Source organism: Mucilaginibacter gossypiicola, assembly GCF_900110105.1.
Lineage (GTDB): Bacteria > Bacteroidota > Bacteroidia > Sphingobacteriales > Sphingobacteriaceae > Mucilaginibacter > Mucilaginibacter gossypiicola.
The window spans coordinates 1-12,598 of the sequence record NZ_FOCL01000024.1; the positions used below are offsets into that span (position 1 = coordinate 1).

General features: G+C 43.1%; 13 protein-coding genes. 3 read left to right on the plus strand and 10 right to left on the minus strand.

Annotation, left to right across the window (positions count from 1 at the left end):
* On the plus strand, nt 1-338 hold a 338-nt coding region (locus BMX50_RS34065; RefSeq protein WP_143065321.1), incomplete at its 5' end, for a transposase.
* 609 nt (nt 339-947) lie between these two features.
* On the opposite strand, the gene BMX50_RS34070 is transcribed toward BMX50_RS34065, so the two are convergent.
* The 5 genes from BMX50_RS34070 to mazG all read right to left on the minus strand — a co-directional run bounded on the left by BMX50_RS34070 (nt 948) and on the right by mazG (nt 5,260).
* A complete protein-coding gene (locus BMX50_RS34070; RefSeq protein WP_091222870.1) occupies nt 948-1,700 on the minus strand; it encodes an outer membrane beta-barrel protein in 753 nt (250 codons plus the stop codon).
* On the minus strand, nt 1,697-3,232 hold the full coding sequence (locus tag BMX50_RS34075; protein WP_091222874.1) for an outer membrane beta-barrel protein: 1,536 nt from the start codon (nt 3,230-3,232) through the stop codon (nt 1,697-1,699). Before BMX50_RS34075 ends, BMX50_RS34070 begins: the two co-directional genes overlap by 4 nt.
* Nucleotides 3,225-3,779: an RNA polymerase sigma factor gene (locus tag BMX50_RS34080; RefSeq protein ID WP_091222877.1), complete on the minus strand. Its 555-nt coding sequence runs from the start codon at nt 3,777-3,779 to the stop codon at nt 3,225-3,227. Before BMX50_RS34080 ends, BMX50_RS34075 begins: the two co-directional genes overlap by 8 nt.
* A gap of 174 nt (nt 3,780-3,953) precedes the next feature.
* Nucleotides 3,954-4,382, minus strand: a complete 429-nt coding sequence (locus BMX50_RS34085) for a hypothetical protein (RefSeq protein WP_091222880.1) — start codon at nt 4,380-4,382, stop codon at nt 3,954-3,956.
* A gap of 74 nt (nt 4,383-4,456) precedes the next feature.
* Nucleotides 4,457-5,260, minus strand: coding sequence for a nucleoside triphosphate pyrophosphohydrolase (gene mazG, locus BMX50_RS34090; protein ID WP_091222886.1), 804 nt, complete (start codon nt 5,258-5,260; stop codon nt 4,457-4,459).
* Nucleotides 5,261-5,398: 138 nt separating this feature from the next.
* Here mazG and BMX50_RS34095 point away from each other — a divergent pair, with 138 nt between their 5' ends.
* A complete protein-coding gene (locus tag BMX50_RS34095; protein ID WP_091222890.1) occupies nt 5,399-6,229 on the plus strand; it encodes a hypothetical protein in 831 nt (276 codons plus the stop codon).
* Nucleotides 6,230-6,237: 8 nt separating this feature from the next.
* Here BMX50_RS34095 and mnmD read toward each other — a convergent pair whose 3' ends face one another.
* Together mnmD and BMX50_RS34105 are read right to left on the minus strand one after the other, a co-directional pair.
* Nucleotides 6,238-6,909 carry a tRNA (5-methylaminomethyl-2-thiouridine)(34)-methyltransferase MnmC2 gene (gene mnmD / locus BMX50_RS34100; protein ID WP_091222894.1) on the minus strand — a complete coding sequence of 224 codons (672 nt, stop codon included), beginning with the start codon at nt 6,907-6,909 and terminating at the stop codon, nt 6,238-6,240.
* Nucleotides 6,910-7,010: 101 nt separating this feature from the next.
* Nucleotides 7,011-8,366, minus strand: coding sequence for an MBL fold metallo-hydrolase (locus BMX50_RS34105; RefSeq protein WP_091222898.1), 1,356 nt, complete (start codon nt 8,364-8,366; stop codon nt 7,011-7,013).
* Between the two features lie 152 nt (nt 8,367-8,518).
* Here BMX50_RS34105 and BMX50_RS34110 point away from each other — a divergent pair, with 152 nt between their 5' ends.
* On the plus strand, nt 8,519-8,911 hold the full coding sequence (locus BMX50_RS34110; protein WP_091222902.1) for a hypothetical protein: 393 nt from the start codon (nt 8,519-8,521) through the stop codon (nt 8,909-8,911).
* 44 nt (nt 8,912-8,955) lie between these two features.
* Here the strand turns inward: BMX50_RS34110 and BMX50_RS34115 are convergent, their stop codons facing one another.
* From BMX50_RS34115 to BMX50_RS34845, 3 genes are all read right to left on the minus strand, one after another.
* A complete protein-coding gene (locus BMX50_RS34115; RefSeq protein ID WP_091222904.1) occupies nt 8,956-9,402 on the minus strand; it encodes a DUF1569 domain-containing protein in 447 nt (148 codons plus the stop codon).
* A gap of 161 nt (nt 9,403-9,563) precedes the next feature.
* Nucleotides 9,564-11,639, minus strand: coding sequence for a M13 family metallopeptidase (locus tag BMX50_RS34120; RefSeq protein ID WP_208864862.1), 2,076 nt, complete (start codon nt 11,637-11,639; stop codon nt 9,564-9,566).
* A 659-nt stretch (nt 11,640-12,298) separates the two neighbouring features.
* Nucleotides 12,299-12,598 (minus strand): hypothetical protein (locus tag BMX50_RS34845; RefSeq protein ID WP_091222910.1); only part of this gene is annotated, 300 nt, incomplete at its 5' end.

Sequence of the window (12,598 nt, forward strand, 5' to 3'; positions counted from 1 at the left end):
TTACAACCAATGAATTCAAAGACATTAATGACCCGAAGAAATTTGCCTGCTATTCAGGTGTGGCCCCCTTTACAGATGAATCCGGTAGAGTTGTCAAAAAAGCCAGGGTCTCACACATGGCTAATAAGAAGGTGAAGACATTGCTGCATTTGGCAGCAATAGTTGCTATACAACATAATAGCGATCTAAAACGCTTCTACGAACGTAAAGTAGAACAGCAAAAGAAAAATAAAATGAGTGTAATTAATGCTGTCAGAAACAAACTCATCCTAAGAATCTTCGCATGTGTCAATCAAAATAGACCCTATGAAAAAAATTATCAAACATCTATTGCCTAAATCATAGAAATCGACGAGCTAAGGGTGGGAGTTGTGCGCCAGAGGTGAGGAGAAATCTTCTACGCCCTGCTTTTACGGACTTGGTTGTAGAGTAAGATGCAGAAGATTTCTCTTTCGCACCATCACTCAGTCCGCTACTGCTCTATCGACACAACAATTCTTTAAAGATGTGTCCACGTGATAGCTTTTGAGAAGGGGCGCAGCGGAATGAGTGATAGCAGGGTGTGTTTTTGATACAATTTTATCAAAACAGAAACACCCCCCTCCGCCCTTCTCAAGAGTAATGGCCCATAAAAAGACAGTGACGGGAAATGACAAGCCGTACAGTTGACTCACCCGGTCTACGCTACGCTGGACCACCCTCTCTATCCTTCGGATAAAGAGGGTAAGAAAAACAAATTAAAATCCCCTCTTTACGCTTGCGTAGAGAGGGGTGACGAGCGCAGCGATGTCGGGGTGAGTCGATATGGCGGTTAATTCTTTACTTATGTCTTTTCATTGGCTATTACTCTCTCAAGAGGGGAAGCGCACAATTCTGCGCTTTTTTCTCTTAGGTTAACGGTTCCCGGTTGTAGGAAGGATCTCGTTATTGCGGAGGATACTGTGTAGTTAAAACAACCGGTAGCTCAACCCCAACCTAAAATACTCACTATGCGCATTAAATGATGCGTCACCTACCATATCTTTCATATAATTGCTTACACCATGGGCAAAACTGGCATTTAAGCCATAACGGCCGTAACTGGCTACGGCACCGAGCCTTAACCGCACATCGGTTGGGGCTTTGCTTCTTTTATAATCAACTTTATAAATTTTGCCGTCTTTATCTTTTACTTCGCCTTTATCACGGCTATCCAGTATCAGGCCGAGGTCCATCCCTGGCAAAATATCAAGCTTAACCTTATTAAGCTGAAAGCGATAACCTATGTATGGGTTAAGGTTAATACTTTGATTTTGAAAAGCAACATGACCGGTTACTGCAAAACTGGGGTCGTTTGCTGCGATGGGTAGATAGTCGCCGTATAAAACGCTTGTAATAGGTATGTATTTATTTACCTCAACTTTACTTCTCAATAATTCATAACCTCCCTGCAAGCCAACAATAAACCCGCCTTTTGAAATAGTTTGAACCTGAATGCTTCCGCCATAACTAAACCCGTTTTTATTGCCATATGGATTATTGGCACGGTTCATCGGATCGCCGGTGGTGGATCCCTGTAACACCTGCGTAGTAGCCGAGGTTGATTTGCCGGCAAAATGAAACAAACCGGTGTTGGCCTGTACAGATACTTCTAATTTTTGGGCACAAAGCTGCAGCCCGCTAAACATTAGCGGGGTAAGGATAAGGAGGTACTTTTTCATTTTTTATGTGTCGTAAAGTTCAGTTTCAGGTTTAAACCGCCTGCTCCAAATTTTATCTGCTGCGAGCCGAGGCCGTCAAGCGGGTATTTCAAAAATGGTTCAATGATCAACTTATTACTTTTGCCCAGAGGGTAACCAACGCCAAATGCCACGTTCAGGGTTTTGGCAAAATAAAAGCTGTTAAAGCTTTTGTGCGTTGTTTCATCAGATGTTTGGGCCTGTACACCTGCGGCCATTGCCAGTCCGGGATAACTATAACTTGCCGTGTACGCTTCGTTAATAAATGTGCCTGAGCTTAAGCCCGCAGAAATATAAGTGTCATTTTTTTGCGGGTTAAATTCATACTTAAGGTTAACCGGGATGTCGAGGCCAACCAGGTTGGCATTATAGTTTTTAAATGAAGGGGTGGATGATACTTTACTAAAATCGGTCAGGGTATTGTAGGCCGTACTTAATGATGGCGAAAATGACACTGCAGCCGCACCATTTGATGGCTGGTTTTTATTATAATTAAGCGTGTTTTGAGCCACGGCTAAACCTGTTGAAAGTTTAAGGTTTTTGCTCAGCTTAATATCAGTAGTGAAGCCGGCACCGGCATTTACCTGGTTTTGACTGCCCTTGGCATAGTTGAAGAATGTTGCCGCATAAACACTGAATTTTACCCTGCGGTCGTCTGTTTCCATGTCAGGTTTTTTAGGCTGATCATGATCACTGGCCAGCAGCGCTTCCATGGAGTTTGCTTTCGGTTTAACTTTCACTACCGACGGCGTAGTATTGGCCGGTGCAGTTTTAACCGGATTGGCATTAACCTGGGGCTGCACAACCGGGTTGTTGGCAAGTTGCTGTGTATTTGTTTGCGGTAATACAGTGTCAACACTGTCGGCCTTTTTACCTGCAGGCACGTTGATTACTCCATTGTTAGCCGGCTGGGTAACAGGCGGCACATTGGTTTTAGCAATGGTGTTAAGCGGGTTTGTAGCCAAAGGATTTGTCTGCACCGGGGTAAAGGCCGGCACTTTTATTCCCGGCTGATTTACAACAGGATTAGCAGCCGGTTTATTTAAGCTATTATTATTTGCAAGCGTGTTAGTGTTTGTATTGTTTGCTGATACACCACTAAGCGGGTTTGTTTTTGTAACTGAAGATTGTGTGCTGCTGTTATTGCTTGCAAGGTTGGTTGCAGGCGATTGTTTAGCTGTTACAGGCGGCTGTACAGGTGCAGTATTTTGAGTGGTACTATCAGATGCCGCGTTGTTTTGAGGCAACGCAGGTTTTGAATGTTTGGCCGAAAATGTTTGGCCGTTATTATTTACGTTGTTTTTGTTTGAGGCCATCCACAAACCTATACTTAAAAACAGCAACAGGACAGCAGCCGCGCTTGCCCACCATAGATAAACCGGGCGGCGCTGTTTTTCCTGAACAGGGAATCGCTCCCTGAGCAGCAGCCAGCCTTCATCAGCAGTAGTGTCTTCGTAATTATCAAACACTTCCCTGATGCGGTCTCTTAAGTCGTTATCCAACTGATCATCCATGGTTTTGTGCTTCTTTTCTTAATATAGTCCTTAATCTTTCTTTTGCCCTGCTCAGGTAAACACGTGATGAGCTTACCGGGATGCCGAGCGTTGTGGCTATTTCGTCATGATCATAGCCGTCTATCTCATACATGTTAAAAATGGTTCGTTGAATGGTTGGGAGCTCAACCATCAGCTTTAAAATATCCTGTGCATTTAAATTATCAACCGGCCCCATATTGCTCCTGATGGGGGCGGCGTTATCCAATTCAACATTAAGCTGGAATTTAAGGTCTTTACGCCGGCGGTCGATAGCCGTGTTAACCAAAATGGTGCGGAGCCAGGCTTTAAACGGCTTATCGGTATTATAGCCGCCAATTGCGTTAAATACTTTTATAAAAGCATCATTTACAGCCTCAAGAGCATCATCGCGGTTCAAACTGTAACGCAAACTTATACCCATGGCATAGCCATAGAACTGCTTGTACAGCAATTCCTGATGTTTTAAGCTGCCTTTTTTGCATTGCCTTACGATCTCTTCTTCGGTAATGCGAGGGGGTGGATGCATTAAATGTTCTTAGTTCCGCTAAATGTTGTTTTTAAAGCCTTTACGCAGCAAAAGATTTAAATGATACAAAATAAATAAAAAAAATCTGCCGGTATTGTTTGCCTGTTGTAATCAAAAAAGCCGGTACCTGGAGTAAAGGCACCGGCGTGGTAATTAAAACAATAGGACTTTTAGTTAATTAGTTTTCTTTAAATTGTATTGAACGGTCAGTGTATCGCCATTGCTGTTACGCTGCATTTGAAATACATTGCCATCATAAAAATACTGGTAAACGCCTTTCAGGTGAAATTTGTTAACGCCTGGCACTACTGCCGATGAATCATTAAACTGGATATAATATCCGTTATAAGCAAAAGCGCCGTAGCTTGCCACGTGTTTCCTGGTATCGGCGGCAACTTTAAATGATGATGTGGCGGTAAGCTTTAAAGCTATAGTATCACGAATAGTATCATAACCGGTACCGGTTGTTTTTTTAACAAGTGCACCAAATACGCCTGTAAAATTACCTTGTGGCTGGGCAACCGGTACAACCTCATTTTTTGGCGAGCAGGCTACGCCTAATGTTAACAGTAATGGCAGCAGGTAAAATAAATTACGTTTCATAAATCTTATCTCGTTATCAATTTTTAACCATTACGCATGTTTTTAACTAAACGCTACACCCGGCTACGGTATTTTTATAGCTTTTTTGCCTCATCCCAAAAAATATCCATCTCGGCAAGGCTCATATCATGCAGTTGTTTGCCGCTTTCCTGTGCTTTAAGTTCAAGATATTGAAAGCGTTTGATGAATTTTTTATTGGTTTTTTCGAGTGCGTTTTCCGGGTTGATGTTGATAAAGCGGGCATAGTTGATCAATGAAAACAATAGATCGCCAAATTCGGCTTCAGCTTTTTCGTGGTCGATGGTGCTTTCATCTTCGGCGTTAAATTCATTTTTAAATTCCTGCATTTCTTCCTCAACTTTGGCCCAAACCTGGCTTTTCTCCTCCCAGTCGAACCCAACGCCACGGGCCTTTTCCTGTATGCGCGACGCTTTTACCAATGCCGGTAACGAAGCGGGGACACCGCCCAAAACAGATTTGTTACCCTCTTTAAGCTTGATCTGCTCCCAGTTGCGTTTCACATCCTCTTCGTTTTGAACTTCTACATCACCATAAATATGTGGATGACGGTTGATCAGTTTGTCGCAAACGCTATTCAAAACATCGGTAATATCAAAATCATTGGTTTCGGAAGCAATTTTGGCGTAGAATACCAAATGCAGCATGATGTCGCCAATTTCCTTTTTTATCTCAGGCATATCGCCGCCTAAAATAGCATCGCTTAGCTCATAAGTTTCTTCAATAGTAAGATGGCGCAGGCTTTCCAGCGTCTGTTTTTTGTCCCATGGGCAATTGGCCCGAAGATCGTCCATGATAATGAGCAGGCGATTGAACGCTATAGTAGCGGTAGGGGCGGTTTCAGGGGCTTTTAAAGGCATAAATTATTTATAATGAATACTTATGCTGCAAAGGTATGATAACATCTTTAATGAAAACTTACTGTATCATTAATTTTAAGCTAATATTAATTAATTTTATTAGCCAATTATTAATACTGCCAACAAACATATTTTGCCATGAGAAAAATTTACCTGTTGATCCTCTTTGTTGTTTCGATAATTAAGGCGAGCTACGCGCAGCAGCTGCCTGCCGGCGATGTAGCTAATAGTACTTTTAGCCAGCCTCAGCCATTTCTGTTTACTGTAAGTACGCTTAACCCGCAAGGGCGCAGCTGGAGTTTAAACTATTCTGGCGGATATGGTGAACGTACGGTTACCCCACTTGGATTTGATGGCGTTGACCAGAATTTTTCGGCCAAAGGGTACCTGGGCAATAAGTTTACGTTAATGGCCATGCTGGGCACGGGGTTTAGCAATAATGGCGGTGTGCGTACATTGCAACAAGCCGAAGTGCTTCGTGATTTTATTGGCGGCAATCAACCTATGGGTTTCAGAGCAGGAGCAAGCCTTGGTTTCAGGCGCGAGTTTAATAGCGATGGTGTAGCATTTAGCCGTATAACTGCCGCGTACGAAGTGACAAATTGGAAACTTGGTGCCAACGTTAGATTTGAAAAAGCATTTGCCACTAACCGCGATGGGTTAGACTTAATCACCAGTGTTGGTGTACATCGTCATATTTCGGGGCAATTATTCGGAGGCTTTGAGGCAGTAGGGCAGGATCTGGAAGGTTTTTGGGAAGCTGATGAGGCCGAAGGCGGTGCCCGTTTACTGATAGGCCCGTCATTGAATTATGCTCCGGTTAACTCGCGACTGGCATTTTCGCTTTGTGGCGGTCCCATCATCTATGCTACCCGCAGTGCAGCGACACAAGGCCAGTTTGCTTACCGCGAATTGCCAACCACCAATGGTTTTACACTGAAGTTTAACGTAGGTTTCCGGTTTTTATAATAGGATAGTTAAAGCTTTACCGCCCTGAGCATTTCGCGTTTGCCGGGTGCTCCGGGTGCTTTTTCAACTTTAAAGCCTATGCTTTTTAACATGCGTTTCAGGTTACCGGTAATAGCATAGGTAACAAATACGCCGCCCGGTTTTAAAAAACTAACGGTATGGCCAATGGCTTCCTCGTTCCACATTTCGGGTTGATGAATAGCGGCAAAGGCATCAAAATAGATGATGTCAAACTGATCATCCGTTTTAAAATCCAGGAGTTTGGTATGGGCGATGTGTAGTTTGGTAGTTGGGTTGATCTCAACTTTGCCGGTTAGGGCGGCAGTATAAGCGTTGTTGAATTGTTCCCATAACACCCCGGGAATATACTGCTGATAACCGGTTTGCAGCATCATGTCGGCATTTACCGGGTAAGCTTCGATGCCGGTATATTTAAGCTGTACTTGCTTATCGGTACATGCATCAGCAGTTAATAAAAAGTTGAGCCCGGTGCCGAAACCCACTTCCAGGATGCTTACCTCAGTGGTGTCGTTTCGATCTAAAAAATATTGCAATCCCGATTTAACAAACACGTGCAGGCTTTCCTGTAACGCCCCATGGCGGGAATGGTAATGTTCGCCCACTTCGGCATTGTAAATGGTGTTGGAGCCGTCGGCAGTGGTGACTATGGTTAAATTCATAAAACCCCTCTAAATCTCCCCTGAAGGGGAGACTTTCAATAATTCAATTAATAAAAAAGTCAATTCGTGTCCTTGGCTTGTGACAAGAAAGCCCTCTCCCTTTAGGGGAGGGTTGGGTGGGGTTTCATCATCTCCGTTACAACTTCACCCAGATCATAAACGGGAACGGTTGTAATAGCAGATGAAACGATGCTCACGCCGGCTGCCGAGCGGTAGCCGGCCGCGCAATGCACCACAATGGGTTTATCAGCGGGAATCTCAGCAACACGCTCGCGTAGTTCAGGTAAGGGGATGCTGATAGCATTTTTAAAAACCTTGCCGGCAGCAACTTCGCCATGGTTACGTACATCAACTATAGTGTACTCGTCTTCGTTAGCTTTAAAACTATCCAAATCAAGATCCACGAATGTTTCATTACCGTTTAACGGGGCTAACAACGCAGCTTTAATATTTTGCTCATAGCCAATTTTAGCCGCTTTTTTTATCAGGATATCAAGCTTTTCTTCATTTTCGGCAATGAGATAAAACTGCTCGTCAGGACCAACGATGGAACCAAGCCAGGTTTCAAATTTTTCACCATCCTGCAGGTTAATGGCGCCATGCAGGTGGCCGTTCCTGAACTGTGCTTTGGCGCGGCTATCAACAATTAAAATACCTTTTTTCAATGCACTTTCGGCATCAATACGTGGTACAGCGGTAATGCTATCTTCAAAACCCGAAACGCCGTTTTTATTTAATTCTACATCGCGGCCAAAGTATTTGGGCATGAAAGGTTGATCTGTAGTGAGTGTTTTAACAAACTCCAGCTCATCCATGAGCTGCAAAGCATAGTTTTCACGTAATTCGCGACCGATGGTGCTTTCCAGATCGGGGCTCATGCTTTTACCGCATAAGGAGCCGGGGCCGTGTGCAGGGTAAACCACTACGTTTTTGGGCAGGGTCATCAACTTTTGCCGGGTGCTTTGGTACATCTGGCGGGCTAACTCTTCTTTTTTAGCAGTGATATTGCCAACGTTTTCCCGTAAATCCGGGCGACCAACATCACCAACAAATAAGGTATCGCCAGTAAAAATGGCTGTTTCGCGGCCTTCTTCATCTACCAGTAAAATACAGATAGAATCGGGCGAGTGGCCGGGGGTATTGATAGCCTTTAGCTTAATATCGTTTAGTTCGATAACGTCGCCGTCATCAAAGGTTTCATGCGGATATGCTGCACCGGTAAGTTTGCTGCAATAAATAACAGCGCCGGTTGTTTCATGAATTTCAAGGTGCGAGCTCACGAAATCGGCATGCGGGTGGGTTTCAATAACCCCCACAATATCGGCATCATGCTGGGCCGCAAAATCATAATAAGGCTGCGGGTTACGGGCCGGGTCAATAACTATCATTTTGCCTGTGCGGATCACGGCATATGAACCATGTGCCAGGCCTTTGTCGTAAAATTGCTGAATGATCATATTTTGCCTGCAAAGATAATGCTTAGGCAATATGTTTTATTTGTGCAATGTTTAACTGGTGTAAATATTGAGTTGTTTTGTGTAAAGCTGTGAAATGTATTGTTGGTATGAAATAGCTAAATTTGAATATGACATTAGCTGAAATATAAACAATGATATTTTCCGATCCTTCAAGCGAATTTAAAATGTTAGATTATCTGGTATCTCATAGCCAATTATTAATCAGAAGCATGAGAAACCGCCAAAGGGAATATAATGTCGATATTATTTTTAAAGGGGTGAGGGCACTAACTATCGATACAGTTTTTGAAGGTTTAGAAATATCATTAAGTGATGAAAGTCAAAACTTGAAATTGATTGAAGATCATGGCTTTATAATAGATTATAACTATAAAGTGTTTTTATTAAAAAGTGGAAACGGGCCAATGAATTTTATAAATGCAATGGCGTTTGGCATATTTCACAATAAACTGGGTATTCTTGAAACAAGTTTAGGGCGATATGATTGGGGTAACTTAAACGAAATGGTTTTATGGCATAAATAATAGAGTAGGGTTTCATAATTGTGCTGTACATGATGACTCCACCCTCAATTACTAAACTGCCTCAAATGATGGTCAACATGTTTATAAGCTAATTGCCCCATCTGTTCCCTTGTCATTTTACCAAAAAAAGTATGCTCAAAGTTGGTTTTTGAAGTCTTACCATATTCCTCAACCAGTTCAATCCATCTTTTTTTCTGGGCTTCTATATCGCCTCCCGTGTCCGTCACTTTACATTGCGGAACAGTAGGGCTATTTTTTGCTAAGGGACTATCATCCTTTATCATCCCTTTTAAGGCCACCTTACCAAACAGGCGACCGATGAACGAGCGTTTATAGACTGTTATCCCTAAATACATTTCTTCGGAAAGGGTACAATGTTTCAGCATTTGATAAACGTTCATTTTACCCCATTCCGGCTGGCTGTTTTCGTTAATTAGATTAATGCGGGTTATGAGGCCATCGCGGGTTGCTTTATCAAATATTGTTTTCATTGTTCAAAAAAAGGTTTATACCATAAAGCTACTACGAAAAAAGCAAAATGGTACAGGTGTTTTTGAGCCATAAACAGGGATGATTTATGCCAATAATCCATGAAAACACAACAGGCCCGGTTTATAACCAGGCCTGTTGTATCAAAAAATCAAAATTTCGCTTACCAGATCTTCGTCCTGTCTTCCGGTTTTTTATACATCTTATCGCCGGGTTTTACGTCAAACGCTTTGTACCATGCATTGATATTGGTTATAGGCGCATTGGTGCGGAACTGCTCTGGCGAGTGTGGATCGGTCAGGATCCTTTGTGCTGCCGACTCCGGGGTTTGGGATGAACGCCACACCTGTGCCCATGACAAAAAGAACCGCTGATCGGGCGTAAAGCCATCAATAGTATTGGCCGACTGGCCCTGTTTGGTTTTGCTAAATGCTTCATAAGCGATGTTTAACCCACCAAGGTCGGCCAGGTTTTCGCCAAGGGTAAGCTTGCCGTTTACGTGCAGGGTATCAAGAACAGTGAAAGCATCATATTGCTTAACCACCTGATCGGCACGTGACTTGAATTTATCGGCATCGTCTTTTGTCCACCAGTCGCGCAGGGTACCATCGGCATCGTACTGGCGGCCCTGATCGTCAAAACCGTGGGTCATCTCGTGGCCAATCACCGCGCCAATACCGCCGTAATTAACAGCGTCATCGGCATTAAAATCAAAGAACGGGAACTGCAGGATGCCAGCCGGGAACACAATCTCGTTATTGGTTGGGTTGTAATATGCGTTAACGGTAGGTGGCGTCATTCCCCAGCGGGCTTTATCAACCGGTTTGCCCAGGCGGCTCGCGTTAAAGTTATAGCGCCATTTATTCATGGCGCGCAAGTTGCCAAAGTAATCGTCGCGGTTAATCACCAGCCCATCGTATTTTTCCCAATGATCCGGATAACCGATCTTTACTGTAAAGGCATTAAGTTTTTTAAGCGCGCGTTCCTTGGTTGCCGGGCTCATCCAGTCAAGCCGTTTAATCCGGTCGCCGAGGGTTTCTTTAAGGTTATTCACTAAATCAACCATGTATTGTTTAGCGGCAGGCGTGAAGTATTTTTCAACAAAAAGCTGGCCCAATAATTCGCCGAGGTTTCCGTCAACAACTGTACTCATACGTTCGGCACGCGGTGTTTGTACTTTTTGACCGGTTAATGCACTGACGTAAGCGAAGTTTGCGTTAGCAAAATCTGAACTTAATGAAGCAGCTGAACCTCTTAAAATATTCCACTGCAGGTATACCCCCAATTTAGCAACAGGGGTGGCGGCAAATAATGAGTCGGTAACTCTGAAAAACGATGGCTGGCCTACAAGGATGCTGTCCTGCCCGCTCATATTAAGGGCTGGTAACATCTTCGACCACTTTAAATGTGGGGTTTGCCTTTCAAAATCTGTTATCAAAAACTTGTTATAGGTTATATGCGGATCGCGCATTGCTACACGGCTTAATTGAGCTTTAGCCCAGTTATATTCCAGGTCATAAACTATAGCTGCTTTTTTAGCTGCTTCATTGGCGCTGCTTCCGCTAAGGGTGAACAGGGTTACAGCCAGTTTTTTCAAAGCCTCCTGTGCCTTTTTTGAACGCGGGTCGTTTTTGAGATAATAATCCCTGTCGGGGAGGGTTATGCCGCCCTGGCCAATGCTTATTATATATTTGTTTACGTTCTTTTCGTCTTGCTCAACTCCCAATCTGAAAATTGGAGAGTTTATTCCGTTAACGCGTTCGTAAATGAACTCATTAATAAAATCATCGAGGGTTTTTAACCGGCTGATACGCTGCAGGTCAGGTTTAATGGGATCAAAGCCACGTTTTTCGATAGTGAGGCTATCCATGCCACCGGCATACAGGTCGCCAACACGTTGTTTCAGACTGCCCTTAGGTTGCGATGCAGATGTTTGACTTACTTCGTTTAGCAAACCGATCAGTTTATCTATATTTTCCTGACGGAGAATGTGGAAGCTGCCCCAGCGGGTTTCTTTAGCAGGGACACCGTTTTGTTTTAACCAGCCGCCATTAGCATATTCAAAAAAATTGTCGCCAGGCTTTACGCTCGGGTCCATGTTGGCGGGATCAATAAATTTTTTAGGCGGAGTAGCAGTTTTATGCTTAGGTTTCAGTGGCTTAGGTCCTTCTGTAGCGAAAACATTTACCGACATACCAAGGCTGGCAGCCAGTAACAAATAGTTAAACTTTAATTTCATGTCAATACTTAAAAATTAAAGTTAACAAATAGCAGGTATTACGCAAAAAAAGGCTGGGGCTGGTCTTTAATGATTGAACCAGTTAATGATGGCCTCAAGTTTGGTTTTTTTCAAAACATCAAGCCAGAAACGGTGAAAAGGCATTGTTTTCATGACAATTTGAATGTTACTATATAATAACTGGTTAATTGTAAAAATATTGTGGGGGTAGATTTTGGTTGGTGGGGTATTGTTCATGGTTGATGGATCATGGATCACATAGGTTATAGTTGATTGATGTGTAGATTATAGATTACAGTTGCGGAGATAATGATTTTACAGAAGTACAATTTGCGTTAGGGATGGTAGTGGAAAGCCCACAGCGCGTGCAGGGATTGCGGGAAGGAAAGGCGAGGACTTGCAATGTACAGCCCGGCCCGTTAGCTAACGGCAACGCCATTGTCTGAACTCGAATTAAACGAATTTTGAGAATTTTTCGAATTTACTTAGCATTCTGTTAATTCTTTAATTCCAAAAAATTCAGGTTCAGACAATAACTAACCTCTAATCACCAACCACTAATCTCTACCATGGCATTGCCTGCGGCCCGGGCTGTACGCTCATACGCCTGCAGGCATTACGCTCATTGGCCGGTATCCCAATGTCATTAAGTTAAGGAACTATATAGCTCTTTTGTAATTGGTTAAGGTTTTGTATTTGCCAGACCTTCGTTTGAGCTTTTTCACTCTTGGCAGTTTTCTGTTTGGCCTTACTGGTTCAATATATTGAGCAAAGAGGTTTTGTAATTGGATTAATATTTTTTCGGGATCTTTAAAAAGTAAAAGGCCTATGACCCTGTTCTTCATAATGCCAATAGCGGTGTTTTTATTTATTTGATAATCGTATTTGCGCTTAGAAACTTCATGATGGATTTTCTCCTGGGCTGGTTTGCTAATGATTTCCTGTAAGTTGGATAAGAA